This is a genomic window from Aeribacillus composti, assembly GCF_031760945.1.
Lineage (GTDB): Bacteria > Bacillota > Bacilli > Bacillales > Aeribacillaceae > Aeribacillus > Aeribacillus composti.
Genome location: NZ_CP134501.1, coordinates 923,330 through 949,054, shown reverse-complemented (window position 1 = coordinate 949,054; position 25,725 = coordinate 923,330). Strand labels below are relative to the sequence as shown.

22 protein-coding genes, 20 tRNA genes and 2 rRNA genes are annotated in these 25,725 nt (G+C 42.4%); 9 read left to right on the top strand and 35 right to left on the bottom strand.

Going from position 1 to position 25,725, the window contains the following annotated elements; all coding sequences use genetic code 11:
• Positions 1-118: 118 nt before the first annotated feature.
• Both RI196_RS04835 and RI196_RS04830 read right to left on the bottom strand, forming a co-directional pair.
• The gene (locus RI196_RS04835) at positions 119-361 is read right to left on the bottom strand and encodes a DUF2584 domain-containing protein (protein ID WP_063386573.1); all 243 of its coding nucleotides are present in this window, start codon (positions 359-361) and stop codon (positions 119-121) included.
• A 64-nt stretch (positions 362-425) separates the two neighbouring features.
• Positions 426-1,208: an alpha/beta hydrolase family protein gene (locus RI196_RS04830; RefSeq protein WP_063386572.1), complete on the bottom strand. Its 783-nt coding sequence runs from the start codon at positions 1,206-1,208 to the stop codon at positions 426-428.
• A gap of 118 nt (positions 1,209-1,326) precedes the next feature.
• On the opposite strand from RI196_RS04830, the gene RI196_RS04825 reads away from it, so the two are divergent.
• From RI196_RS04825 to RI196_RS04815, 3 genes are read left to right on the top strand one after another with little or no spacing between them, the layout of a single operon-like run.
• Positions 1,327-2,310, top strand: a complete 984-nt coding sequence (locus RI196_RS04825) for an ABC transporter substrate-binding protein (protein WP_063386571.1) — start codon at positions 1,327-1,329, stop codon at positions 2,308-2,310.
• Between the two features lie 44 nt (positions 2,311-2,354).
• The gene (locus tag RI196_RS04820; RefSeq protein ID WP_066249444.1) at positions 2,355-3,134 is read left to right on the top strand and encodes an ABC transporter ATP-binding protein; all 780 of its coding nucleotides are present in this window, start codon (positions 2,355-2,357) and stop codon (positions 3,132-3,134) included.
• Entirely contained in the window at positions 3,112-3,918 is an 807-nt protein-coding gene (locus RI196_RS04815; protein WP_311067001.1) for an ABC transporter permease, read from the top strand. Before RI196_RS04820 ends, RI196_RS04815 begins: the two co-directional genes overlap by 23 nt.
• A 161-nt stretch (positions 3,919-4,079) precedes the next feature.
• Here RI196_RS04815 and ytkD read toward each other — a convergent pair whose 3' ends face one another.
• From ytkD to RI196_RS04795, 4 genes are all read right to left on the bottom strand, one after another.
• A complete protein-coding gene (ytkD, locus tag RI196_RS04810) occupies positions 4,080-4,553 on the bottom strand; it encodes an RNA deprotection pyrophosphohydrolase (protein WP_094245279.1) in 474 nt (157 codons plus the stop codon).
• A 65-nt stretch (positions 4,554-4,618) separates the two neighbouring features.
• Positions 4,619-4,945: a hypothetical protein gene (locus RI196_RS04805; RefSeq protein ID WP_063386567.1), complete on the bottom strand. Its 327-nt coding sequence runs from the start codon at positions 4,943-4,945 to the stop codon at positions 4,619-4,621.
• 94 nt (positions 4,946-5,039) lie between these two features.
• Positions 5,040-5,483 carry a Dps family protein gene (locus RI196_RS04800; protein WP_063386566.1) on the bottom strand — a complete coding sequence of 148 codons (444 nt, stop codon included), beginning with the start codon at positions 5,481-5,483 and terminating at the stop codon, positions 5,040-5,042.
• Between the two features lie 96 nt (positions 5,484-5,579).
• Entirely contained in the window at positions 5,580-6,053 is a 474-nt protein-coding gene (locus RI196_RS04795; protein WP_063386565.1) for an S-ribosylhomocysteine lyase, read from the bottom strand.
• Positions 6,054-6,171: 118 nt separating this feature from the next.
• On the opposite strand from RI196_RS04795, the gene yidD reads away from it, so the two are divergent.
• The gene (gene yidD / locus RI196_RS04790; protein WP_375338802.1) at positions 6,172-6,405 is read left to right on the top strand and encodes a membrane protein insertion efficiency factor YidD; all 234 of its coding nucleotides are present in this window, start codon (positions 6,172-6,174) and stop codon (positions 6,403-6,405) included.
• Positions 6,406-6,463: 58 nt separating this feature from the next.
• On the top strand, positions 6,464-6,652 hold the full coding sequence (locus tag RI196_RS04785) for a hypothetical protein (RefSeq protein ID WP_063386563.1): 189 nt from the start codon (positions 6,464-6,466) through the stop codon (positions 6,650-6,652).
• Positions 6,653-6,659: 7 nt separating this feature from the next.
• Here the strand turns inward: RI196_RS04785 and RI196_RS04780 are convergent, their stop codons facing one another.
• From RI196_RS04780 to RI196_RS04760, 5 genes are all read right to left on the bottom strand, one after another.
• Positions 6,660-8,114, bottom strand: a complete 1,455-nt coding sequence (locus RI196_RS04780; protein WP_311067000.1) for an o-succinylbenzoate--CoA ligase — start codon at positions 8,112-8,114, stop codon at positions 6,660-6,662.
• A gap of 67 nt (positions 8,115-8,181) precedes the next feature.
• The gene (menB, locus tag RI196_RS04775; RefSeq protein WP_063386561.1) at positions 8,182-9,000 is read right to left on the bottom strand and encodes a 1,4-dihydroxy-2-naphthoyl-CoA synthase; all 819 of its coding nucleotides are present in this window, start codon (positions 8,998-9,000) and stop codon (positions 8,182-8,184) included.
• Between the two features lie 12 nt (positions 9,001-9,012).
• The gene (menH, locus tag RI196_RS04770) at positions 9,013-9,834 is read right to left on the bottom strand and encodes a 2-succinyl-6-hydroxy-2,4-cyclohexadiene-1-carboxylate synthase (RefSeq protein WP_375338783.1); all 822 of its coding nucleotides are present in this window, start codon (positions 9,832-9,834) and stop codon (positions 9,013-9,015) included.
• Positions 9,831-11,561, bottom strand: coding sequence for a 2-succinyl-5-enolpyruvyl-6-hydroxy-3-cyclohexene-1-carboxylic-acid synthase (menD, locus tag RI196_RS04765; RefSeq protein WP_311066999.1), 1,731 nt, complete (start codon positions 11,559-11,561; stop codon positions 9,831-9,833). Before menD ends, menH begins: the two co-directional genes overlap by 4 nt.
• On the bottom strand, positions 11,551-12,972 hold the full coding sequence (locus RI196_RS04760) for an isochorismate synthase (protein ID WP_165381974.1): 1,422 nt from the start codon (positions 12,970-12,972) through the stop codon (positions 11,551-11,553). The genes menD and RI196_RS04760 overlap by 11 nt, the downstream gene beginning before the upstream one ends.
• A 241-nt stretch (positions 12,973-13,213) precedes the next feature.
• On the opposite strand from RI196_RS04760, the gene RI196_RS04755 reads away from it, so the two are divergent.
• Both RI196_RS04755 and RI196_RS04750 read left to right on the top strand, forming a co-directional pair.
• On the top strand, positions 13,214-14,155 hold the full coding sequence (locus tag RI196_RS04755) for a 1,4-dihydroxy-2-naphthoate polyprenyltransferase (protein ID WP_063386558.1): 942 nt from the start codon (positions 13,214-13,216) through the stop codon (positions 14,153-14,155).
• Between the two features lie 374 nt (positions 14,156-14,529).
• The gene (locus RI196_RS04750) at positions 14,530-15,282 is read left to right on the top strand and encodes a TraR/DksA C4-type zinc finger protein (protein ID WP_240326840.1); all 753 of its coding nucleotides are present in this window, start codon (positions 14,530-14,532) and stop codon (positions 15,280-15,282) included.
• A gap of 59 nt (positions 15,283-15,341) precedes the next feature.
• Here RI196_RS04750 and RI196_RS04745 read toward each other — a convergent pair.
• The 21 genes from RI196_RS04745 to RI196_RS04645 form a co-directional block, all read right to left on the bottom strand.
• Positions 15,342-15,413, bottom strand: a tRNA-Asn gene (locus RI196_RS04745).
• A 99-nt stretch (positions 15,414-15,512) separates the two neighbouring features.
• Positions 15,513-15,586 (bottom strand) — tRNA-Ile (locus RI196_RS04740).
• 6 nt (positions 15,587-15,592) lie between these two features.
• Positions 15,593-15,663: transfer RNA gene (locus RI196_RS04735), tRNA-Gly, on the bottom strand.
• Between the two features lie 228 nt (positions 15,664-15,891).
• Positions 15,892-15,967, bottom strand: a tRNA-His gene (locus RI196_RS04730).
• 17 nt (positions 15,968-15,984) lie between these two features.
• Positions 15,985-16,057 (bottom strand) — tRNA-Phe (locus tag RI196_RS04725).
• Positions 16,058-16,167: 110 nt separating this feature from the next.
• Positions 16,168-16,243 (bottom strand) — tRNA-Asp (locus tag RI196_RS04720).
• Between the two features lie 2 nt (positions 16,244-16,245).
• Positions 16,246-16,322 (bottom strand) — tRNA-Met (locus RI196_RS04715).
• 10 nt (positions 16,323-16,332) lie between these two features.
• A tRNA-Ser gene (locus tag RI196_RS04710) sits at positions 16,333-16,422 on the bottom strand.
• A gap of 12 nt (positions 16,423-16,434) precedes the next feature.
• A tRNA-Ile gene (locus RI196_RS04705) sits at positions 16,435-16,511 on the bottom strand.
• A 6-nt stretch (positions 16,512-16,517) separates the two neighbouring features.
• A tRNA-Met gene (locus tag RI196_RS04700) sits at positions 16,518-16,591 on the bottom strand.
• 10 nt (positions 16,592-16,601) lie between these two features.
• Positions 16,602-16,674, bottom strand: a tRNA-Ala gene (locus RI196_RS04695).
• An 11-nt stretch (positions 16,675-16,685) separates the two neighbouring features.
• Positions 16,686-16,762: transfer RNA gene (locus RI196_RS04690), tRNA-Pro, on the bottom strand.
• A gap of 3 nt (positions 16,763-16,765) precedes the next feature.
• Positions 16,766-16,842, bottom strand: a tRNA-Arg gene (locus RI196_RS04685).
• 5 nt (positions 16,843-16,847) lie between these two features.
• Positions 16,848-16,936: transfer RNA gene (locus RI196_RS04680), tRNA-Leu, on the bottom strand.
• Positions 16,937-16,943: 7 nt separating this feature from the next.
• Positions 16,944-17,015: transfer RNA gene (locus RI196_RS04675), tRNA-Gly, on the bottom strand.
• A 6-nt stretch (positions 17,016-17,021) separates the two neighbouring features.
• Positions 17,022-17,103 (bottom strand) — tRNA-Leu (locus RI196_RS04670).
• Positions 17,104-17,110: 7 nt separating this feature from the next.
• Positions 17,111-17,186: transfer RNA gene (locus tag RI196_RS04665), tRNA-Lys, on the bottom strand.
• Between the two features lie 176 nt (positions 17,187-17,362).
• Positions 17,363-17,435 (bottom strand) — tRNA-Thr (locus tag RI196_RS04660).
• Positions 17,436-17,594: 159 nt separating this feature from the next.
• Positions 17,595-17,670: transfer RNA gene (locus RI196_RS04655), tRNA-Val, on the bottom strand.
• A 96-nt stretch (positions 17,671-17,766) separates the two neighbouring features.
• A 23S ribosomal RNA gene (locus tag RI196_RS04650) occupies positions 17,767-20,698 on the bottom strand.
• Positions 20,699-20,836: 138 nt separating this feature from the next.
• Positions 20,837-22,390: ribosomal RNA gene (locus tag RI196_RS04645) — 16S ribosomal RNA — on the bottom strand.
• Together the 16S and 23S rRNA genes with 19 tRNA genes alongside form the textbook arrangement of a ribosomal RNA operon.
• A gap of 656 nt (positions 22,391-23,046) precedes the next feature.
• On the opposite strand from RI196_RS04645, the gene RI196_RS04640 reads away from it, so the two are divergent.
• Entirely contained in the window at positions 23,047-23,235 is a 189-nt protein-coding gene (locus tag RI196_RS04640) for a hypothetical protein (RefSeq protein ID WP_063387041.1), read from the top strand.
• 136 nt (positions 23,236-23,371) lie between these two features.
• On the opposite strand, the gene RI196_RS04635 is transcribed toward RI196_RS04640, so the two are convergent.
• Positions 23,372-23,444: transfer RNA gene (locus RI196_RS04635), tRNA-Ala, on the bottom strand.
• Between the two features lie 204 nt (positions 23,445-23,648).
• Here RI196_RS04635 and RI196_RS04630 point away from each other — a divergent pair.
• On the top strand, positions 23,649-24,452 hold the full coding sequence (locus RI196_RS04630) for a protein-glutamine gamma-glutamyltransferase (protein ID WP_063387042.1): 804 nt from the start codon (positions 23,649-23,651) through the stop codon (positions 24,450-24,452).
• A gap of 7 nt (positions 24,453-24,459) precedes the next feature.
• Here the strand turns inward: RI196_RS04630 and RI196_RS04625 are convergent, their stop codons facing one another.
• The gene (locus RI196_RS04625; RefSeq protein WP_063387043.1) at positions 24,460-24,861 is read right to left on the bottom strand and encodes a secondary thiamine-phosphate synthase enzyme YjbQ; all 402 of its coding nucleotides are present in this window, start codon (positions 24,859-24,861) and stop codon (positions 24,460-24,462) included.
• An 80-nt stretch (positions 24,862-24,941) separates the two neighbouring features.
• Positions 24,942-25,625 (bottom strand): zinc metallopeptidase, encoded by a 684-nt coding sequence (locus RI196_RS04620; RefSeq protein ID WP_063387044.1) that lies wholly within the window; start codon positions 25,623-25,625, stop codon positions 24,942-24,944.
• Between the last annotated feature and the right edge of the window lie 100 nt (positions 25,626-25,725).

The window sequence follows — 25,725 nt, the reverse complement described above, 5'->3', positions numbered from 1 at the left end:
ATGAAAAAGGGGTTACGCGATTTTTTATGATAAGACAAATGGAAGCCGTACTCGAAAAAATTAAGCAAATTCCTCCTTCCACAATCCGTTCAGCAAATGAACGGAAATATGATGACGGTTAATTGGTTGAGTACAATGAAGTGAGATTATAAGTAAGCACGGTTTTGTTATCAGCCCATTCCAATTTAATAATTTCAGCTGTTCCTGTAGGATCGCTTATCAACGTTTTTCGAACTTCCAAAGGAATATTCATAGGATAAAGGCGATAGCCATCTTTGACAAGCTGAAATACGTTTTCCTCTATCCGCTTTTCCTTCCCTTTTGTAATAATCATCGTATTTAATTCAAGCGGCATGCCCATTTCTCCAATCCCCTTTCATTTGATCGATCATTTTTTAGTATGTATCATATGAAAAATATAATGGTCAATTTTTCATCCATTTTATCATTCGTTCTAAAACCATCCGGTTATGCCGAGGCGGAAAATGATGACTAAAATGTTGGAAATACCAGCTTTCCACTTGCTTTCCCAATTCTTTCAGCCTTCTTTCCAATCGATATGCATGTTCAATTGACACGTTTTCATCTTTTCCCCCATGAATGATTAAAACGGGTGCTTGCATTTTTTCAAGGTAATACAACGGTGTCCGCCATTTATAGCGGTCAGGATATTTCTTCGGTGTCCCTCCAATAACTCTTTTCATCATCCTTCTTAAGTCCTTTCTCTCCTCATAAGTTAAAAACATATCAGACACCCCGCCCCAGCTTACAACAGATCGAACATTTGAGCATATAATCCCAGTAAGCAAGGCCATGACTCCTCCCCTTGAAAAGCCAAAAACGTGAATGCGATCCGGATTCACTTGCGGATGTTTCATCAACAAATAGAATGCATTGACCGCATCAAAACGATCATTCCCCGCAAAATCTTCATTCCCTTCTCCTCCTAAATTTCCTCGATAAAAGGGAGCCATCACGATAAAGCCTTTTGATGCAAATTGTATAATTCTTCCTGCCCGGACCATACCAACATTTTTAATCCCTCCGCGCAAATATAAAAAGCCATCATAAACACCTTCTTGAACAGGTTCTGCTAACAGACCTTTCACTTTTAATCCTTCAGAAATATATGTCACGATGGAAAGCTTAATCGAAGGGTTCGGAGATGGGAAAATTTGTTTGTCAACTATTTCTCCGTTTCTCAGCATCTTTTCAACCTCCATTTAGGTAGGCAATCACACATTATATTTTTTTTCATACTTTATCCTAGATAAATATATTTAAACATTTTTCCTTTAATATGAACATCATTAGGGAGGATTTCACATGAAAAAAAGGCTTGCTTCCATCGTATTGGTGATCCTTTTCATCATACCTCTTTCAGCCTGCGGCGGAGGAGTGGAAAAAATTCGGCTGGCGGAAGTCACTCATTCTGTTTTTTACGCACCATTGTACGTGGCCATTGAAAAAGAATTTTTCAAAGAAGAAGGACTGGACGTAGAATTAAAAACTACTTGGGGCGGAGATAAAACAATGACCGCCATTTTATCAAACGGCGCTGATATCGGTCTTGTCGGTTCGGAAACGTCCATTTACGTATATGCCCAAGAAGCAAATGACCCAGTCATTAACTTCGCCCAGCTGACCGAAACGGACGGCACTTTCCTTGTCTCCAGAGCCAAGTTGGATGATTTTCAATGGGAAGATTTAAAAGGAAGCACTTTTTTAGGACAGCGTAAAGGCGGCATGCCGCAAATGGTAGGGGAATTTGTGCTGAAAAAGCATAACATCGATCCGCATCAAGATTTAAACCTTATCCAAAACATCGACTTTGCGAATATTGCAAATGCTTTTGCTTCCGGTACAGGCGAATATGTTCAGCTGTTTGAGCCAACCGCAAGTATTTTTGAAAAAGAAGGAAAAGGTCACATTATCGCATCCTTCGGAAAGGAATCGGGCAAAGTTCCTTATACAACATTTATGGCAAAAGAAAGCTATATTAAGAAAAATGATAAAACGGTGAAAAAATTCACAAAAGCGCTCTACAAAGCGCAAAAATGGGTGGAAGAACATGACGCCGAAACAATTGCCGAAACGATAGCGCCGCAATTTAAAGATACGCCGATCGATATTTTAATATCTTCCATTGACCGTTATAAAAGCCAAGGATCCTATGCAAAAACCCCGCTGTTAGATGAGGACGAATGGAACAATTTGCAAAAAATTATGGAAGAAGCAGGAGAACTGCCGGAGAAAATTGATTATGAACTATTAGTCAACACGTCCATAGCAAACGAAGTGGCAAAATAATGTTGTTTCAAAAGGAGTAAATTTATCGACAAGGGGGGAGGAGATTGTCATTTTTAACGATCGATCATGTCAGCCATACTTATTTTACAAAAAAATCGGCAACGACTGCTTTGGAGGACATCCATTTGGAAGTAGAGGAAGGGGAATTTATATCCTTTCTAGGTCCTAGCGGCTGCGGCAAAACAACGCTGCTTTCCATCATTGCCGGTATCATGAAACCGACAGAAGGGCAAGTTATTTTGAACGGAAAGCAAATATCTTCCGCAACACCGTCTGTCGGTTATATGCTGCAACAAGATTATTTATTTCCATGGAAAACGATAGAGGAAAATATTTTAATTGGATTAAAATTATTGAACAAACTGAATGAAAATGAGAAAAAGCGGACATTTCAGCTTCTGCACCAAATGGGTCTCGAAAATGTAGAAAAGCTATATCCGAATCAATTATCAGGCGGAATGAGACAAAGAGCCGCTTTAGTCCGCACTCTTTCTACAGATCCGAAAATGCTGCTATTGGATGAACCTTTTTCCGCCCTCGATTATCAAACGAAATTAAAGCTTGAAGACTTAGTCTTTCAAACATTAAAGGATTTTAAAAAAACAGCCATTCTAGTCACGCATGATATTGGGGAAGCAATCGCCATGAGCGATCGGATTGTCCTGCTATCCAAAAGGCCTGGCAAAATTGCCAAAATATTTACTGTCCCAAAAGAATTGCGGGATACATCCCCGTTTAAAACAAGGCAGCATCCAACGTATACTTCACTTTTTGACTTAATCTGGAAGGAGTTAGATCAGCTTGAAACAAACAACAACAATTGATCTCCTCCATAAACAATATTTGCAAAGATTGAATAAGGAAAAGAAATGGATTACCTTTTATCAAATCTTAATTATTATTTCTTTTTTTCTCATATGGGAGGTGTCATCCAGCCAAAAATGGATAGACCCGCTCATATTCAGTTCGCCGACAAAAATTTTTCACTTATTTGTTGAAAAACTGCAGGACGGTACATTACTTGCCAATTTGAACGTGACGCTTTTTGAAACGGTCTTGGGGTTTATTTTTGGGACATTATTCGGGACATTACTTGCTGCTCTATTATGGTGGTTTCCAAGGCTGTCTAAAATATTAGATCCGTATTTAGTGGTTTTAAACGCAATGCCGAAAGTAGCTCTTGGGCCGATTTTCATCGTTGTACTTGGGCCCGGATTTACCTCAATTATCGCGATGGGAACAATCATTTCGGTTATTATTACTACAATTGTAGTCTATACTTCCTTTAAAGAAGTGGATCCGAATTATATAAAAGTGCTGCAAACATTTGGGGCAGGCAAAAAGCACGTGTTCAGAGAGGCGATCCTGCCGTCATCTTTTCCAACCATTATTTCTACTTTGAAAGTCAATGTCGGGTTATCCTGGGTGGGTGTGATCGTCGGAGAATTTCTCGTTTCAGCTAAAGGATTAGGCTATATGATTATTTACGGGTTCCAAGTTTTTAATTTTACCCTTGTGCTGTTAAGCCTAGTTATCATTGCCATCTTTGCAACGATCATGTACAAAATTGTCGAACTAATTGAAAAAACATTAATCAAAAGCCAATAAGAGGCTGTCAAGAAAGTCAAATCGCCATTGAAAACATAAAATCATAAACACCGATATATCAACGTTTCTAACACATTAATGGGGGCGTCAATAAGCCGTAAAAACGACTTATTAGACACCCCCTTAAACAATTTCTAAACCGACTTTCAGGAATTTAAAAGCTATTTTATGTAATCGGCATAAATTTTGTCCAAGCTGCGTTTTAGAACATCATCTTTCATAATAAAGCTAAAGCGATGATCGTCCTCAATTTTTTCAGGCAAGTCCGCAAGCAGGACTGGACCTAACGTTTCAAAATACGTGCTCTGTTTTTCGAGCCTCTCAATTTCCGCATAATAAATATTTTTCACAATCGTTTTCTCTTTTCCTATAACCTTATATTGCCCAATATATACGATATCTTGGACAATTCCTCCCGTTTCTTCCCTCACTTCCCGGACAGCAGCTTCAACCGGCTTTTCGCCGTTCTCGACTTTTCCTCCTGGAAACTCGTAGCCCCGGTCTTCATGTAAAGTTAAAAGCCATTTGTTTTCATATCGGCAGATGACCCAGACATGCTTCGGGTAAACAGAAAAAGGGTGTTGACGGAAAGACAGGTATACATCATTGCCGTAAAAATCTTTAAAATAAAACATAATCAATCCCTCTACTCCCATTTATCTGTTTTCATCATAACATATGGAAAAGAGGATTGTATAACTTATTCTTGATTATGCATAAGACCCATTGAAGCAATATGTTTTCTAGCTTCTTCGTCGCCATGCTTATAAATGAATTCATATACTTTTTTTGTTAAAGCATCAATCGCATCATTTTCCTTGTCATAATGATACTGTATATACGGAACATGCGCCCGGAAGAAATTTTGCCAGCTGGTAGAATGAATCTGATCGAAATACTCCCGTAACTCCGTAATTTCCTCATCATTGGCAGAAATTTGAAAATCCCACGGAGATGCTTCTCTGCTTTGGGAAATCTCACCGCTAGCTACTGATATATAATAGGTTTTTTTTGGATTTTCGGACATTTATATCCCCCTCCTCTTTTTAAGTATTGCCTTATCAAAGAAAAATATTTATAAAAAAAGGCTGCCTAACGCAGCCAAAAGAGGAAGGATATAATTATTTTCCAAGGAATGACTTTAACATCCAGTTATGTTTTTCAAGATTCACTTTAATATCGAGAAGCATGTCACCAGTTGCTTCGTCATTCACTTCTTCAGCAACTTTGATTCCTTTGTCCAAATCTTGAATGATGGCGGAAAAGTCGTCAACAACTGCCTGCACCATTTGTTCTGCAGTTTCAACGCCTTCTGCTTCTTTAATAGAGGAGATTTCTAGGCTTTCTCTAATCGTAGCAACAGGTTTAGCGCCCAAAGCTAAAAGTCTTTCCGCTAATTCGTCAATATAACCAGCAGCTTCATTGTACAGCTCTTCAAACTTTTCATGGAGAACGAAAAATTGGTCTCCTTTTACATTCCAATGAAAGTTATGTAATTTTACATAAAGTACCGTCCAATCCGCAATTTGTTTATTTACGATTTGAAATAAATCTTGTTTAGACATAATCCCATCTCCTTTTTATTTAATCTTTTAGTTATACAGTACCCCTTTTTTGCACTCTTAAAACTATAAAAAAAGTTGCATCATTGCGTGTAGCTGTTAGCTGAACACTTTTTCCAAATCCTCTTTACTATGCTTTAGCCAATATTCCATGAGCTTTTTGGCGCCTTCTAAATCATGAAGCTTCGCTTGGCCGCATTGCAGTTCGTTTGCGGCAGGCACTTCTGTCTGCTCTACAGCATCTTTCATTGTCTCTTCCAATAAATCAATGATTTCTTTTACGGTCGGTTCCCCGCTAACGACTAAATAAAAGCCTGTTTGACACCCCATTGGAGAAATATCAATGATATCAAAGTGATCATATTTTTCCGCATATTTGCGAATTGTAAATGCCAGAAGATGCTCCAATGTGTGAATAGCATCCGGTTTCATTGCCTGCTTATTCGGCTGGCAGAAGCGGATATCAAATTTGTTAACTACTCCATCCGTGCCGACTTTATGTACTCCGCAATGTCTGACATACGGTGCTTGCACTTTTGTATGATCCAGTTCAAAACTCTCCACTGAAGGCATTCCCATCACTCCTTACATTTTCTTAGTTTCCATTTTAACACAAAATTTTATAACATACATTTATGTTAAAATGTTGTCAAGATTCCAGAAAAAAGAGGTGCTTGCTGTGAAATCTGTCATGATCGCCCTTATCCGTTTTTATCAAATCTTTATCTCCCCGTTAAAGCCGCCTTCATGCCGCTTTTACCCAACATGCTCTGAATACGGGCTTGAAGCAGTGAAGCGTTTCGGAGCTGTCAAAGGCGGCTTTCTGACAGTAAAACGAATCTTGAAATGCCACCCGTTTCACCCGGGAGGATTTGACCCTGTCCCGGAAATTGAAAAAGATATAAATAAAAAAACGAGTGAATAAATGAAAAATAATGCAAAATACTACAATTATCAAATAAAGCTAAAGGGGAGCAAAAGATATGGAAAATATGATCGCTCAATTTAAACATGAAGTGAATAATGCAACAGAAGAGACGTTCCATTCTTCTGTTTGTTCTTTTTTAAATTTGTGGAGCTATGAATACGGCTCGTTCGAACATTTGCCAAACGAAATCCACCACTTATTGCATATTAGCCAATATGATATTTTAACTGTCGATCATGAATAGCCAAAAACTACAGCCATTCTTTTAGTTTTCTCCTGAGCAGCTTTTTAGATGCATTTCGTGGCAGAGATTCAACAAATGTAAATCCTTTTGGAACTTTGTATTTTGCCAGCTTTTTCAAACAAAATTGCCTTAATTCTTCTTCAGACACCTCTTCGCTTCGGACGACAAAAGCATGGGGAACTTTTCCCCATTTTTTATTTTCTTTTCCTACCACTCCTACATCTTTTACGGAAGGATGCGACAAAATAACTGCTTCAACCTCCGCCGGATAAATGTTTTCTCCTCCCGAAACAATTAAATCGGATCGGCGGTCCAATACATATAAAAATCCTTCTTCATCCAGATAGCCTAAATCTCCAGTATAAAACCAGCCGTCACGTATAGCTTCGTTTGTTGCGTCTGGACGATGTAAATACCCCGGTGTAACATTCGGTCCTTTTACTACAATTTCTCCTTCTTCATTAGGGGAGCAGGCCCTGCCGTCTGCTACGATCCGAATTTGAGCTGGAAACAACGGTTTTCCCGCAGATCCGAGTTTTGAAAAGCAAAATTCAGGGGCTAATGTGGCAATTTGCGAACACGTTTCCGTCATCCCATATGTTTGAAAAACGGGAATTTCTTTTTCACGGCATTGTTCAAGAATCGGCCGCGGGGCAGGACCTCCTCCTAAAAGCATGCAGCGAAACGATTTCGGATACGTGTCACTTCCTAATTCCTGCAGCATGTCATTCAGCATGGCCGTAACGACGGAAGCAATCGTAACTCCTTCATTTTTGATCGCTCTGTTTGCTTCTTTCGCTGAAAATGAAGAATGGAGAACAATTCCGATTCCATAAATGACGCTGCGCATCAAAATTGACAGTCCGCTTATATGAAAAAGAGGAACTGCCAAAAGCCAGCAATCGCCGTCCTTCAGTCCAAGATTCAGCACAGAACCGATCGCACTCCACCAATGATTCCCAAATGTTTGCTGAACTCCTTTCGGTTTTCCTGTTGTTCCAGACGTATACATAATCGTTGCCACGTCATCTAAAATAAAGCTGTCATCTAATGCTGCTTCCTTTTCATCACAAAGCTGCAACTCTGATAATGTCATAACTTTTTTACCGGGAAAATGAACCGATAATTCATCATCACAGATAACGCATTTTATATTCGCATCATTTATTTGCCATAATAATTCTCCAGCTGTTAGTCTAGTATTCAAAAGAACATTGACCGCACCGAGATACATTAAAGCATGAATATTAATGACCATTTCTAAGCTGTTTTTCATTAAAAGCCCGACTGTATCTCCACGCTTGATATCTATTTGATGCAGCTGTCTTGCTCTTTTTTCAACAAGCTGATGCAAGTCCAAAAATGAATAATTTTTCCCCTCATAACGAATGGCCAATCGGTCCGGAGTCAAAAAAGCTCGCTGTTTAAGCCAATTCGGTGTTTCATTTCGATTTGCACTCATGTCTTAACACCTCGATTATTGCACAATAAAGCAGCTCGATGCATCGCCATCAAGCTGCTTGTACTTTTTAAGGGAAACGCGGGAATTGTTTGAAATCAGGTTTTCTTTTCTCTTTAAATGCATCTCGTCCTTCTTTCGCTTCATCTGTTGTATAATACAATAATGTCGCATCCCCCGCAAATTGTTGGAGACCGGCGAGACCATCTGTATCTGCATTAAATGCAGCTTTCAAGAAGCGAATAGCAGTTGGACTTTTTTCCAAAATTTCTTCACACCATTTGACAGTTTCCTCTTCAAGCTGCTCTAATGGGACAACTTTGTTGACTAAGCCCATCTCATAAGCTTCCTGCGCATTATATTGACGGCATAAATACCATATTTCACGAGCTCTTTTCGTACCAACAAGCCGGGCAAGCAGTCCCACTCCATATCCCGCATCAAAGCTTCCAACTTTTGGGCCTGTTTGTCCGAAAATTGCATTCTCTGATGCGATCGTTAAATCACACACGACATGCAGAACATGTCCTCCTCCAATTGCATATCCGTTCACCATTGCAATAACCGGTTTTGGAATCACCCGAATAAGCCGTTGCAAATCCAAAACGTTTAATCTAGGAATTTTATCATCCCCGACGTATCCGCCATGCCCCCGCACTTTTTGATCTCCGCCTGAGCAAAACGCTTTATCACCAGCACCTGTCAAAATAATTACACCAATTTTATCATCGTCCCGCGCATAGGAAAAAGCATCGATCATTTCCGCGACCGTTTTTGGTGTGAATGCATTATGTACATGAGGACGATTCATCGTAATTTTTGCTATCCCATTGTACGTTTCATAAATGATTTCATCATATTCTCGTTCTTTTACCCAAGGAAATCCCATTTTTATCCTCCTTTAATATGTAGAAAAATGTTGGAGAAACTCATCTACTATTTTACCAAAAAATTTTGACTGTTCCACATGAACTGCATGTCCGGCTTGCGGCACGACCTTTAATTCAGAGCAAGGAATCAATTGGTTCATTTCTTTCATAATTTTGCAAAACTTAAGATCCCTTTCACCGCAAATTAATAATGTAGGGATGTTGAAACTTTTTAATGCTCCCCACCATGAAGGTTGAACGCCAGTTCCCATTCCTTTTAAACTGTTTGCCAATCCAATTGCATTATTTTTCAGCCGGTCCTTTCTTATTTTGTCCTTGACGGCAGGCGGGAGAGACTTTTGCGTTAAAAACAAAGGGATATTTTCCCAATGTTGGACAAATGCCGCAACCCCTTCGTCCAAAATCATTTGGGCAAGTCGTTCGTCCTGCAGCCTTCTCGTCTCTCGTTCCTTTTCAGTTTTTAATCCAGGAGAACTGCTTTCCAATATTAAAGTCTTCACAAATTCCGGCTGTCTCATTGCAAAGCTCAATGCCAATCTTCCGCCCATTGAATACCCGAGCACATGCGCTTTTCGAATATTGAATGAAAGGAATATTTCTTTTAAATCTTCAACTGCTTCTTCCATCCGATATCTTTCAGGATTTTCAGGCGAATCTGTTTGACCATGGCCGATGATGTCGATAAGTACTAGCTGGTATTTTTTTAAACTATTTTTCAAAAATCCCCAGGTTTCTCCGCTTCCTGTAAAACCATGAAGGAGAACAAGTGGCTCCCCCTTTCCAAACGTTTCAGCCCAATAATTCACATTTCGAACGGCCAATTTTCCCATCATAACATCCTTTCTATTTCCCAGGAAACAGAACGAAGCCATTTTCTCTGTTCGTTGACTCGTGTATGTCGATTGGTCGGGATTTCAATAATATTTAATCCATCTCTATTCATGCAGAATTGAAACTCGCTTCTGAATTCTTCCCAAGTGGAAATTTTTTTATAATGTGCACTATATAAGCTGGCTGCATATTGAAAATCTAAATTGGTCGGGGTGCCAAACAATTGTTCAAAATGCGTCTTTTCATCCGCCTGCGGCAAAAATGAAAAAATGCCGCCGCCGTTATTATTAATTAATAAAACAGTTAAGTTCAATTTATTTTGTTTTGCAGCAAGGAGTCCATTTAAATCATGATAAAATGATAAATCCCCTATGATTAAAATAGTTTTTTCATGACTAGCTGCAGAAACCCCAAGGGCTGTCGAAACGACTCCGTCAATTCCATTCGCTCCCCGGTTGGCATAAACCGTAATATTTTTATCACTGTTATGGAAAAACGTGTCTACATCTCGAATCGGCATGCTGTTTCCTACAAATACATTGCAGCGATCCGGGAGCAATTTTTGCAATTCGACATATACCGTTCCTTCAAATAAAGAATCTTCCTCAATGACCGGCGTTGACAAATACTCTCGAAAGAGATTGTTTACTTGTTTCCATTTTTTACACCAGGATGTTTCCTGTTTATCTTTACATTTTTTGATCAGCATTTCACATAAATAGGCTTCATCACTGTGAACATGTTCTGCTGATAAAGTAGGATCGCGATAACCGCCATCACCATCAACCACAATTTGCTTTATTTCAGGATGGTCTCTTAACAATAGAAACAGCGGTTTTGAGACGGGTATTGCACCAAAACGAAGGACGACATCAGGTTTCAGATACGCTTTCTTTTCCATCGTTTTTAAAATGGAATCATAACAATCAATAATATAATGTTTAGAATGTTCGCCAAAGCGTAAATTGGACAACGGATCCGCTAATATCGGGAATTTCAATTTCTCTGCTAGTGCCAAAACTTGTTCACGAAACTCTTTGTTATGTAATTCCCCGCATACAATAAGTCCTTTCTCGCTTGAATCGATTTCATCCACAATCCGTTCAATTTGCTCATGTTCGACCAGCTTTTTTGTTTCCACCACTGGCTCAATATGAAGAGACTTCTGCAATTGATGGATTTTCGATAGATCGGGCAAAAGCGGCTCTCGGAAAGGTAAGTTGATATGGACTGGTCCTTTCGGATTTTCATTTGCAGTTTGGACCGCCCGTTGAGCGATATTTTTTATATATAACAGCATCGTTTGACTGCTTTCAGGAAGAGCGCAATCAACAAACCATTTCACATAGTTCGAATACAGATGAATTTGATCAATTGCTTGTGGAGCTCCAATATCCCGCAGCTCATGAGGTCTGTCAGCCGTTAAAATCACAAGAGGGATGCGTGAATAATGGGCTTCTATGATAGCTGGATAATAGTTTGCTGCAGCTGTTCCTGATGTGCAAAGCAAAGCAATTGGTTTTCTTTGTTTTTTAGCCAATCCAAGAGCAAAAAAACCTGCAGATCGTTCATCAATATTAATATAAGCATGTATTTTCGGATGCTCTGCAAATGTGATCGCAAGCGGGGTAGATCGTGAACCTGGGCTAATCACAACTTCAGAAATACCTTTTGTAATTAATCCATTTACAAATGCAATGACATAGTCAGATAGATTTTTATTTTTCATTCAGTTTTCCCCCTAATGCATGCTGCATAGGTCCAAATTTGATTTCTGTCTCCCTGTATTCCTCTTCCGGCTTCGAATCTCCAACAATCCCGCATCCTGCGTACAAATAAGCTTTTTGCTCATCCAGCAGACCTGAACGGATCGCAACGACAAATTCTCCGTTGTCCTGATCATCCATCCATCCAACCGGAGCAGCATACCAGCCTCTCTCTAAAGGTTCTTCATTGCGAATAAATGCTAGAGCAGCATCTTTCGGATAGCCGCCAAGCGCAGGGGTCGGATGCAATTTTTCTACAAAATCAATCAACGTAAAACCTTTTTTTACGGTTCCTTCAACAGGTGTATACAAATGTTGAATATTCGGCGTTTTTAAAATCGTTGGATTGTTTTGTAGTTGCACTTCTTGGCAATATTCACGGAACACTTTTTCGATCGCTTTGACAACAATTTGATGTTCATGAATGTTTTTTGTATCTGAAAGCAGCATCTGAGCGTATTCTTCGTCTGCCTCCACTGTTTTTCCTCTTTTAATTGATCCTGCTACACATGCAGACTGGACCTTTTGGTCTCTCTTGCTTACAAGCCGCTCAGGAGTTGCACCAACGAACGTTTTTCCTTCATTTTCAACAACAAATAAATAACAATTAGGCTGATGTTCATTTAACATTGATAAAACATAATGTATATCAATCGATCCCTCAAACTCCAGCAGCATTTCCCTTGCCAATACGACTTTCTCAAAACGGTTTTGTTTTATTTGTTCTGTTGCTTTTTCAACAGCTGCCATCCACTCTTTTTTATAAAACAAACTTTCTTTTTTGATGGTAAAATTCAAAAAAGAATTTGTGTCTTCATTTTTTTTCTTTAAGGTGTATTCATATGTATTGAAATGATTTATAATTTCATTTATATCATCAGTTGATTGAATTACCCTGTTTATAGTAGCAAGTGTGTGACGGCCAATTTTTGTAATCATGAAAGAAGGTAAAGTGAATCGTGCTTCATGAAACGGTTTCCATTTTGAAGAATTCGCATTTTTTAAAGGGTCAAAAGAAAAACCCCCAAAAAGAAGCGGACCCGTTCCAATCGGATGGGCGCCTTCAATTTGTATATGCTCTTTCCAATCTTTCCACTTTGAATAAATGTCAAAAAAACGGTTGGAAAATTTTTTGTCTGTCGTCAATTCGAGCTCAACACCAATTCCACAAAGGATAAATGTACGATCAGGTGTCGCCCAATAAAATCTTTTCCCTGCATAAGCCGATTGAAAGCTTGAGAAAATCTGGAGCGGATCTTTCTCCTTGATTTCAAATACATAACTTAAAATGATTGGATGGGAATATTTTTTGACATGATTGACAGCATTCGCAACTTTATCCCTCAATGTATCTGAACATGGAATTGAAACCAAAGATGATCCCTCCATAACCGAAAAATAGCTTATATTAAGATACACCTGTTCAAAATTTATGTCAACTATATTATAGAATGACGCAATGCAAAACAACAAGCAAACAAACTGCCTCAGCTCTTTGATGGGGCTTGAGCATTTATTCCAATGAAAAACAATTGACACTCTTTCGACATTTTTCTAGACTAGGTTGTGGGGAATAGCTTTCGTTTTCAGAATGAAATAAAGGAGAGAACATATTATGCATCCTAAAACGGAGTCACATAATGTACCCATTATAAAAGCTGAACGAGGGTTTCGGGCTTGGTGGATGCTTTTAAGACCCCATACATTAACTGCAGCATTTGTCCCCGTGATTGTCGGAACTCTTTTGGCACTGCAAGTAGGACCCATTCATATTGGACTTTTTCTTACGATGCTTACTGCCTCGTTGTTAATTCAAACAGCCACAAACTTATTTAATGAATATTTCGATTATAAACGAGGTCTTGATACAGAAGAATCTGTCGGAATTGGAGGAGCAATTGTCCGAAATGGCTTCAAGCCCCAAACCGTTTTAAATTTAGCAATCACATGTATTGTTGTCTCTATCCTATTGGGAATTTACATCTGTCTCCAGTCAAGCTGGTGGTTGGCATTAGTCGGTTCAATTTGTATGGCAGTAGGATACTTATATACTGGAGGTCCATATCCAATCGCTTACACGCCGTTTGGCGAGCTAGCTTCAGGTTTATTTATGGGAGTCGTTATTATCCTTATTTCCTTTTTTATTCAGACAGGTTATCTAACTTCAACAGCTTTCATTCATTCGATCCCGATTGCGATCACGATCGGCGCCATCATGCTTGCGAATAACATAAGAGACTTAGACGGCGATAAGGAAAACGGAAGAAAAACATTAGCAATTTTGCTTGGCCGCCAGAATGCAATTCGATTTTTAGCAATTATGTTTATTGTTTCTTACTGTCTCATTTTTATTATGATCATTTTTGATTATTCCACATGGTGGTCTATTCTTGCTTTTCTTAGCATTCCAAAAGCTATTCAGGCGGTGAAGCGATTTGTCGGCAAAACAAAGCCTATTGAAATGATGCCGGCCATGAAAGCAACATCGCAAACAAACACTTTATTAGGCTTTTTGCTTGCTGCAGGTTTGCTCATAAGCACCATCATATCTCAGTAACACGATAGTATGTTTACTATCGTGTTTTTTTATTAAGCTTTACTGTGAAATTTGTTCTGTATCATCCACTCGCAATTTCAATATGCTGAGCAAATATTTTGTCCTGAAAAAACATCTCGATAGGTCACAGCCTCTTTATCGGATAGCCAGCCTGTTTCTCAGCCGAATGATGTTGTGGTAGCCTTTCAAGTGCCATCAGCTTCAAAGCATAGCGTTAAAAAAGGCGTGGAAGCAGCAATCCTTTCCTGACATGTTTTAAAATGATGATGAAATTTATGGCTGCAAAGGTGAATTTTTTTCATGATTTTAAAGTTATAATTTATTCCTTTTCGTCCAAAATAGCTTTAGATTCTAAAAAAGAAGGTGTCTTTCATATGGACATGGACGAAAAAAAATTAAAGGATTTTCAAAAGCAATTAATATTCATGAAAAATGAGATTGAAAAACGTTGGGATAATAACGATCATTTTCAATTGGAAAAAGGGCTGGACCATGAATCAACTGGAGAGCTTTCCAGCTACGACAATCACCCCGGAGACGATGCGACCGAACTGTATGAAAGAGAAAAAGATTTAGCATTAAATAAACATTTAGAAAAAGAATATGAAGAGATCGTTGAAGCATTAGAAAGAATTCATGAGGGTACTTACGGTACTTGTTCCGTCTGCGGAAAAAAAATTGATGAAGACCGTCTCAAAGCCATACCGACAGCCAAAACATGCAAAGAACATACTCTAGTTCAAACGATTTCTCATGAAAGACCTGTAGAGGAAGAAATACTTGATGCGACTTTTCACGGATCCTCTCAAATCGACCATGAAAATACCGCTGTTACTGAACCGTATGATTATTTTCAAGATGTTATCGAATACGGAACGTCAGAAACACCGCAAGATGTAAGAACTCCACCGTTATCGTACGGAGATATGTATAATTCCGATGATGAAATTGGATATATTGAAGATATTGAAAACTTCATTTATACAGATATTGAGGGAAAAAACGTAAACGTCTATCCGTCACATGAACATAAACGATATGAAAAAATGCTTGATGAAGAGGATTTAACAGTTTTATGGGGAGATCTTCCATTAACAGAAAAAGAACCATATACGAAAAATGATTAAAATTACAGAAGACAAAAAAAACGTTGCAAACTGCAACGCTTTTTTTGATTTCGAAATGACTCCGCAGGCAGGATTCGAACCTGCGACCGTTCGGTTAACAGCCGAATGCTCTACCACTGAGCTACTGCGGAATATAAAAAAAATTTAAGGCATTTTGCCAAATAGAACAGCTTTTGACTGACAATTGCAGCAATGTCAATTACCCAACTAAGCTGCTTAAAAAATAGCAATGGGCCTGAGTGGACTTGAACCACCGACCTCACGCTTATCAGGCGTGCGCTCTAACCAGCTGAGCTACAAGCCCATATTAAGCGGGTGATGGGAATCGAACCCACGACATCAGCTTGGAAGGCTGAGGTTTTACCACTAAACTACACCCGCACGAAAATATTTATTTTTCTATTTAAATGATAAACACGCATTTTCCATGCCTCTTCCTCTTCCAGCATTGTTCGAGGATGTAAATGCGTCGAGGCAACTCGCAGATTATTCATTGAAGTGTTGCTCGTGGCTGAGGTTTTACCACTAAACTACACCCGCATAATAAGCTGATAATAGAAATAAATACTTATTTTCAATGCCATATTATCTATCTCTACTATAGGCAAATGGGGCGACTGATGGGAATCGAACCCACGAATGCCAGAGCCACAATCTGGTGCGTTAACCACTTCGCCACAGTCGCCGCAATTAATAAAACAATGGCTCGGGACGGAATCGAACCGCCGACACAAGGATTTTCAGTCCTTTGCTCTACCGACTGAGCTACCGAGCCGTAAAACTCCGATAAAAAATTATGTACAATCCATCATTAAAGAAAGAATTCATTGACACAACCTGCTGTACTTGAAAAATTCCTCCTACAGCTGTTGAATCAATAATTAATGGCGGTCCCGACGGGAATCGAACCCGCGATCTCCTGCGTGACAGGCAGGCATGTTAACCGCTACACTACGGGACCATTGGTTGCGGGGGCAGGATTTGAACCTGCGACCTTCGGGTTATGAGCCCGACGAGCTACCGGACTGCTCCACCCCGCGATAATAATGACGGAGGAGGAGGGATTCGAACCCCCGCGCGGTTTGACCCGCCTCTCGGTTTTCAAGACCGACCCCTTCAGCCAGACTTGGGTACTCCTCCATATAATAAAGATGGTGGACCTTGCAGGATTCGAACCTGCGACCGGACGGTTATGAGCCGTCTGCTCTGACCAGCTGAGCTAAAGGTCCGAAAAATGGCGGTGGAGGGGATCGAACCCCCGACCTCACGGGTATGAACCGTACGCTCTAGCCAGCTGAGCTACACCGCCAAATTAAATATGGAGCCTAGCGGGATCGAACCGCTGACCTCCTGCGTGCAAAGCAGGCGCTCTCCCAGCTGAGCTAAGGCCCCTTTAAATTCCCTGGTCGGGAAGACAGGATTCGAACCTGCGACCCCATGGTCCCAAACCATGTGCTCTACCAAGCTGAGCTACTTCCCGATATGGCGCGCCCGAGAGGAGTCGAACCCCTAACCTTTTGATCCGTAGTCAAACGCTCTATCCAATTGAGCTACGGGCGCAAATATGGTGCCGAGGACCGGACTTGAACCGGTACGGTAGTCACCTACCGCAGGATTTTAAGTCCTGTGCGTCTGCCAATTCCGCCACCCCGGCAGAGAAAAGCGGAAGACGGGATTCGAACCCGCGACCCCCACCTTGGCAAGGTGGTGTTCTACCACTGAACTACTTCCGCGTATTATGCGGGTGGAGGGACTTGAACCCCCACGCCGTAAGGCGCTAGATCCTAAGTCTAGTGCGTCTGCCAATTCCGCCACACCCGCGTCAAAATGGTGAGCCATGGAGGATTCGAACCTCCGACCCTCTGATTAAAAGTCAGATGCTCTACCGACTGAGCTAATGGCTCATAAAAAATTTTTTTCTCCTAATCCATTTTTCATTTGTCAGATGTCCCTTCCTCTGCCAGTCTTTTCGAGGATGTTGGATGCGTCGGGACAACTCTCTGATTGTTCGTCGAAGCATTGCTCGTTTCTCTGACGACTAATCTAAAAGTTCCTGCTCAATATGCAACACCTTTAATGATGCCGGCGAGAGGAATCGAACCCCCAACCTACTGATTACGATTCAGTTGCTCTGCCAATTGAGCTACACCGGCATGATGAATACAACAATCAATAATCAGTCTTGCTTCATTTGATCGTCGTTCCAATCTTAGAAATCTTGTCCAAGGAAAAGTTCAATTGGTACGATGAAGCAGCATGAAAGACGATATCTCGACCGTGCTTTGCCAATTGAGCTGAATCGATATACTGTATGGTGGAGGATGACGGGATCGAACCGCCGACCCCTTGCTTGTAAGGCAAGTGCTCTCCCAGCTGAGCTAATCCTCCAATTCAAAAATCACCAGAGGACATATGCAAAGTAAATAAAAGTCCATAATTCTTTCAAAACTAGATAACGGTTCCTTCACGAATAGATGCTCTTTCTTGGTTAAGTCCTCGATCGATTAGTATCCGTCAGCTCCACGTGTCACCACGCTTCCACCTCGGACCTATCTACCTCGTCATCTTCAAGGGATCTTACTCGCTTCGAGCGATGGGAAATCTCATCTTGAGGGGGGCTTCACGCTTAGATGCTTTCAGCGCTTATCCCTTCCGCACATAGCTACCCAGCGATGCCCCTGGCGGGACAACTGGTACACCAGCGGTGCGTCCATCCCGGTCCTCTCGTACTAAGGACAGCTCCTCTCAAATTTCCTGCGCCCGCGACGGATAGGGACCGAACTGTCTCACGACGTTCTGAACCCAGCTCGCGTACCGCTTTAATGGGCGAACAGCCCAACCCTTGGGACCGACTACAGCCCCAGGATGCGATGAGCCGACATCGAGGTGCCAAACCTCCCCGTCGATGTGGACTCTTGGGGGAGATCAGCCTGTTATCCCCGGGGTAGCTTTTATCCGTTGAGCGATGGCCCTTCCATGCGGAACCACCGGATCACTAAGCCCGACTTTCGTCCCTGCTCGACTTGTAGGTCTCGCAGTCAAGCTCCCTTCTGCCTTTGCACTCTCCGAATGATTTCCAACCATTCTGAGGGAACCTTTGGGCGCCTCCGTTACCTTTTAGGAGGCGACCGCCCCAGTCAAACTGCCCACCTGACACTGTCTCCCGCCCCGATCAGGGGCGCGGGTTAGAATGTCAGTACAGCCAGGGTAGTATCCCACCGTCGCCTCAGCGCAAGCTGGCGCTCACGCGTCTCTGGCTCCTACCTATCCTGTACAAGCTGTACCCACATTCAATATCAGGCTGCAGTAAAGCTCCACGGGGTCTTTCCGTCCTGTCGCGGGTAACCTGCATCTTCACAGGTACTATAATTTCACCGAGTCTCTCGTTGAGACAGTGCCCAGATCGTTACGCCTTTCGTGCGGGTCGGAACTTACCCGACAAGGAATTTCGCTACCTTAGGACCGTTATAGTTACGGCCGCCGTTTACTGGGGCTTCGGTTCGCACCTTCGCTTTTCGCTAAGCGCTCCCCTTAACCTTCCAGCACCGGGCAGGCGTCAGCCCCTATACTTCACCTTACGGTTTCGCAGAGACCTGTGTTTTTGCTAAACAGTCGCCTGGGCCTTTTCACTGCGGCTCATCATGGCTTATCACCTTGATGAGCACCCCTTCTCCCGAAGTTACGGGGTCATTTTGCCGAGTTCCTTAACGAGAGTTCTCTCGCTCACCTTAGGATTCTCTCCTCGCCTACCTGTGTCGGTTTGCGGTACGGGCACCTCTCACCTCGCTAGAGGCTTTTCTTGGCAGTGTGGAATCGGGAACTTCGGTACTTCCTTTCCCTCGCCATCACAGCTCAGCCTTCCGGCAAGCGGATTTGCCTGCTTGCCAGCCTAACTGCTTGGACGCGCACATCCAGCCGCGCGCTTGCCCTATCCTCCTGCGTCCCCCCATTGCTCAAACGGTGAGGAGGTGGTACAGGAATATCAACCTGTTGTCCATCACCTACGCCTTTCGGCCTCGGCTTAGGTCCCGACTAACCCTGAGCGGACGAGCCTTCCTCAGGAAACCTTAGGCTTTCGGCGGAGGGGATTCTCACCCCTCTTTCGCTACTCATACCGGCATTCTCACTTCTAAGCGCTCCACCGGTCCTTCCGGTCCGGCTTCGATGCCCTTAGAACGCTCTCCTACCGCTGACACCAACGGTGTCAACCCGCAGCTTCGGTGATACGTTTAGCCCCGGTACATTTTCGGCGCAGAGCCACTCGACCAGTGAGCTATTACGCACTCTTTAAATGGTGGCTGCTTCTAAGCCAACATCCTGGTTGTCTAAGCAGCTCCACATCCTTTTCCACTTAACGTATACTTTGGGACCTTAGCTGGCGGTCTGGGCTGTTTCCCTTTTGACCACGGATCTTATCACTCGCAGTCTGACTCCCAAGGATAAGTCATTGGCATTCGGAGTTTGACTGAATTCGGTAACCCGATGGGGGCCCCTCGTCCAATCAGTGCTCTACCTCCAAGACTCTTCCCTTGAGGCTAGCCCTAAAGCTATTTCGGAGAGAACCAGCTATCTCCAAGTTCGATTGGCATTTCACCCCTACCCACACCTCATCCCCGCACTTTTCAACGTGCGTGGGTTCGGGCCTCCAGCAAGTGTTACCTTGCCTTCACCCTGGACATGGGTAGATCACCTGGTTTCGGGTCTGCGACCTCGTACTATTTCGCCCTCTTCAGACTCGCTTTCGCTGCGGCTCCGCCTTTCGGCTTAACCTTGCACGAAATCGCAACTCGCCGGTTCATTCTACAAAAGGCACGCCATCACCCGTTAACGGGCTCTGACTACTTGTAGGCACACGGTTTCAGGTTCTCTTTCACTCCCCTCCCGGGGTGCTTTTCACCTTTCCCTCACGGTACTGGTTCACTATCGGTCACTAGGGAGTATTTAGCCTTGGGAGATGGTCCTCCCTGCTTCCGACGGGATTTCACGTGTCCCGCCGTACTCAGGATCCACTCGGGAGGGAACGGAGTTTCGACTACAGGGTTGTTACCTTCTCTGACGGGCCTTTCCAGACCTCTTCGTCTACCCCGTTCCTTTGTCACTCCTTAATCGAGTGTCCTACAACCCCAAGAGGCACGCCTCTTGGTTTGGGCTGTTCCCGTTTCGCTCGCCGCTACTCAGGGAATCGCTGTTGCTTTCTCTTCCTCCGGGTACTTAGATGTTTCAGTTCCCCGGGTTGCCCTCCATACCCTATGGATTCAGGTATGGATACTGCCCCATTACGGGCAGTGGGTTCCCCCATTCGGACATCTCCGGATCGACGCTTACTTACAGCTCCCCGAAGCATTTCGGTGTTTGTCCCGTCCTTCATCGGCTCCTAGTGCCAAGGCATCCACCGTGCGCCCTTTCTAACTTAACCGTTTCTTCCTAACATGAGCGATCTATTCGTGAATGTCTTTCCGTTATCCAGTTTTCAAAGAACAATCAAGAAGGATATGATCCTTCAAAACTAAACAAAACGGAAAAGCGTACCCTATTTCAATGTATATATCCTTAGAAAGGAGGTGATCCAGCCGCACCTTCCGATACGGCTACCTTGTTACGACTTCACCCCAATCATTTGTCCCACCTTCGGCGGCTGGCTCCCGTAAGGGTTACCCCACCGACTTCGGGTGTTACAAACTCTCGTGGTGTGACGGGCGGTGTGTACAAGACCCGGGAACGTATTCACCGCGGCATGCTGATCCGCGATTACTAGCGATTCCGGCTTCATGCAGGCGAGTTGCAGCCTGCAATCCGAACTGAGAGTGGTTTTTTGGGATTCGCTCCACCTCGCGGTTTCGCTGCCCTTTGTACCACCCATTGTAGCACGTGTGTAGCCCAGGTCATAAGGGGCATGATGATTTGACGTCATCCCCACCTTCCTCCGACTTTTAGCCGGCAGTCACCTTAGAGTGCCCAACTGAATGCTGGCAACTAAGGTCAAGGGTTGCGCTCGTTGCGGGACTTAACCCAACATCTCACGACACGAGCTGACGACAACCATGCACCACCTGTCACCCTGTCCCCGAAAGGGGAACGCCCTATCTCTAGGGTTGTCAGGGGATGTCAAGACCTGGTAAGGTTCTTCGCGTTGCTTCGAATTAAACCACATGCTCCACCGCTTGTGCGGGTCCCCGTCAATTCCTTTGAGTTTCAGCCTTGCGGCCGTACTCCCCAGGCGGAGTGCTTAATGCGTTTGCTGCAGCACTAAAGGGTGGATACCCTCTAACACTTAGCACTCATCGTTTACGGCGTGGACTACCAGGGTATCTAATCCTGTTCGCTCCCCACGCTTTCGCGCCTCAGCGTCAGTTACAGGCCAGAGAGCCGCCTTCGCCACTGGTGTTCCTCCACATCTCTACGCATTTCACCGCTACACGTGGAATTCCGCTCCCCTCTCCTGCACTCAAGTTCCCCAGTTTCCAATGGCCGCTCGCGGTTGAGCCGCGAGATTTCACATCAGACTTAAGGAACCGCCTGCGCGCGCTTTACGCCCAATAATTCCGGACAACGCTTGCCACCTACGTATTACCGCGGCTGCTGGCACGTAGTTAGCCGTGGCTTCCTCGTCAGGTACCGTCAAGGTACCGCCCTGTTCGAACGGTACTTGTTCTTCCCTGACAACAGAGCTTTACGATCCGAAGACCTTCTTCGCTCACGCGGCGTTGCTCCGTCAGACTTTCGTCCATTGCGGAAGATTCCCTACTGCTGCCTCCCGTAGGAGTCTGGGCCGTGTCTCAGTCCCAGTGTGGCCGGTCACCCTCTCAGGTCGGCTACGCATCGTCGCCTTGGTGAGCCATTACCTCACCAACTAGCTAATGCGCCGCGGGCCCATCCTGCAGTGACAGCTAAAAGCCGCCTTTCAACCGAAAACCATGCGGTTTTCGGTGTTATCCGGTATTAGCTCCGGTTTCCCGAAGTTATCCCAGTCTGCAGGGCAGGTTGCCCACGTGTTACTCACCCGTCCGCCGCTAACCTAAAGGAGCAAGCTCCCTTCGGTCCGCTCGACTTGCATGTATTAGGCACGCCGCCAGCGTTCGTCCTGAGCCAGGATCAAACTCTCCAAAAAAAGTTTGTCACCAAATGCTCTTGTCAGAATCAACAGGCACGCTTTTCGTTTTGTTCAGTTTTCAAAGATCATTTTCCGCTGTATTTTTACAGCGACTTTTTCAATATACAACTATTCAGAGCAAAATGTCAAGAGTTTTTTTAAAAAGTAATTTTTTATTCATGACTAATGTCTCATTGATCTTAACGACATTTGATATTCTATCACCATTAACCACTAATTGCAATATAAATTTTTATAAAAAAAGATTTATTTTTGATAGTCGTTAGACAAAAATTGATTTAGTAGACGAAAGCATACTCATTCAAATAATTATCTGTTAGAACATATTTTACCACAAACAAACGCATTGTTAAGCACCTCTTACTGTTTGTGATCCGCTAAAATTTCTATCTAACGAGCCAAAGGAAAATCGATGTCAAGCATTTGTCAGCATCACCGTTTTCATAAACACGATTTCACCGGATTGAAACATGACACTGTGAAGCAATTTATCGATCGAAACAATAGTTTCCTCAACTTAAAAAAAGACGCGATGCAGCCAAGTACAAATAAAAGCAGAATGCTGATGCAGCCATAGCATTTATTTTTTTGTATTAAAAATGGACAAGCATGAATATATAAAATTTAGAGAGACAAAAGCGGGAGGGATAAAAATGGATCTGGCTTTCTTAATTATTGCTTATTTTTTATCCATTTTCCATTTTGCATATGGATATAAAGAAGCTATAAGAATAAGCGAAGAAAACGGAAAAGTGAACGGTTGGTCCGTCATTTTTTCGTTTCCACTCGGATTTATATTTGCATTTTTTACAAACTTTTTTTATCACAAAATATATTTATAAATTCAATCAGTAGATTTATACAATCTTTACGGAAAAGCTTTTTCCTTCATCTTTTCATTGAAGACGAATATTATCACAAAAAACTCATTTTTTATGAAGAAATAATAAAACCCTTGGTCAACAAGGGTTTTTTAAATGGAGCATAGGGGGCTCGAACCCCTGACCTTCGCGCTGCCAGCACGACGCTCTCCCAACTGAGCTAATGCCCCGTTTTTCATTTGTCACAGACAATATTATAGCGTGATGATTTTTCCAATACAAGTATAAATTTATACAAATGACGAAATTTCATAAGAGGTTTTTCTCCTGTAAAAAAGTTGATGCGGTAACGCTCTTTTCAAAGATATATCAGAATTTACATGGACCAATTACTTATCAAAATCATACGATGGCTACAGAGGGGGGAACGATAAATGATTGCAATTCAAAATAGGCCTATTACAGCTAATGAATTAAAAGAATTTTTTTCAGATGCAAAAGATCGGGAAATTATTGATTGGATGGCAAACAGCCACAAAGTTTATCGCTATGAATCCTTAAATGAATTAAAGTTTGAAATTTTATTCAGGAGAAAAACGATCGAAGCTTCGCTCGACCTTTTAAAAAGCAAAGCGCAATTTGCGACATTTGAAAATTCATACTGTCATGATCGCTTCTGGCAGCTGAGCAGTAAAGGGGCGTTTTTGTTAAAAAAAGATGTGACTCCGGCAAAAGGAATAGAGGACATTTTTATAAATGGAAATAAATATGCATTTGAATGTGCAACAGCTATAGTCATTGTGTTCTATAAAGCTGCTCTTGATTCAATAGGAGAAAAAGCTTTTAATTATTTATTTGCAGATCTTGTTTTATATGACTGGCATTACGACAAAGACCTCGGAGTCCGAACGACCGTTACGACTGATTTTGTCCCAGGAGACTGCGTTTATTTCAACAACCCGGATTTTAACCCGGAAACACCACAGTGGCGGGGGGTAAATGCGATTCATCTCGGCAATAATCTGTATTACGGTCACGGAATCGGAATTCGTGATGCAAAAGGCGTCATCGAAACGTTAAATCGATATCGAAAAAGACAAGCGGTTGAATCGGCTTATTTAAAAGATCAAGTTACAAGACCGAATTACAAGTACCTATCAACTTATCAAAACTATATTCGTGAAAATAAAAATAAACGAATTTCGGCTAGAATCGGGCAAACTTTTTATACATTTTAACTAAAACCTATCCTTTTAAAATTTTTGCATAATATGTCCGTTTTCTAGGTCCGTCAAACTCGCAAAAATAAATGCCTTGCCATGTCCCAAGCAGCAAATTTCCTTCCAAGATGATAACGTGCTGGGATGCTCCGACAGTACTTGCTTTCATATGAGCAGCAGTATTCCCTTCAAAATGCCGGTCAAGCGGATTCTCCCATGGGTACAGCTCATCGAAACGGCGAATCATATCCCGCTTTACGTCAGGATCAGCATTTTCATTGATCGTAATGCCTGCTGTCGTGTGCGGACAGTATACCACAACTATCCCTTCTGAAACGGCTGATTCATGTACAAACTGTTGAATTGACATTGTAATGTCAATCATTTCATCACGCCGGCTCGTCTGTAATATAAATTTTTTTAACATGATAAACACCGCCTCTTAGCCTTGCGCTTTTTCTAAAATGACAAGGGGCCTATTATACGAATAAGCCCCTTTTCCAATTTTTATTCTTCTTGAGATTGGAAGAAAATCATCACGAATTTCAGAAGTTCAAATAGAGATATTAAAGCTGCCGCAACATACGTTAAAGCCGCTGCATTTAATACTTTATTGACTCCGTGCTCTTCTTCGTTTCGGATAAAGCCGTCGCTTACTAAAATAGCTTTTGCTCTAGAGCTCGCATTAAACTCAACAGGCAATGTGATCAACTGAAATGCAACTGCAGCGGAGAAAAAGATAATCCCAAGCCCTAACAAGTTTAAGCTTTGTAATAAAAACCCGGCAATAAGCAAAATCGGAGCAATTCCCGATGTAAGATTGACAACTGGAAACATTTTATGTCTTAACACAAGAGCACCATACCGTTCTTTATGTTGAATTGCGTGTCCGCACTCATGCGCCGCGACGGAGACGGCCGCAATCGAATTTCCGTAATAAACCGGCTCTGATAACCGCACAACCCGATGAATTGGATCGTAGTGGTCTGTCAGCTGCCCGTGAACAGGCTCGACTGGAACGTCATAAAGTCCGTTTTGATCCAAAATTCTCCGCGCAACTTCTGCCCCTGTTAAATGACTCGAAGCGATCACATCGGAATACTTAGCAAAATTCCCTTTCACACGGAATTGCGCCCAAATAGATATTCCGAAGGCAATGAACACCAGAATGTCCATCGGATGAAAAAGCATTTTGAAAAACCTCCCGTTCTATTTTTTATAGTTAACAATAATATAACAATTTTTGAAGGAATTTGTACAGAATTTTGTATCAATGTAAAAGAACTGACAC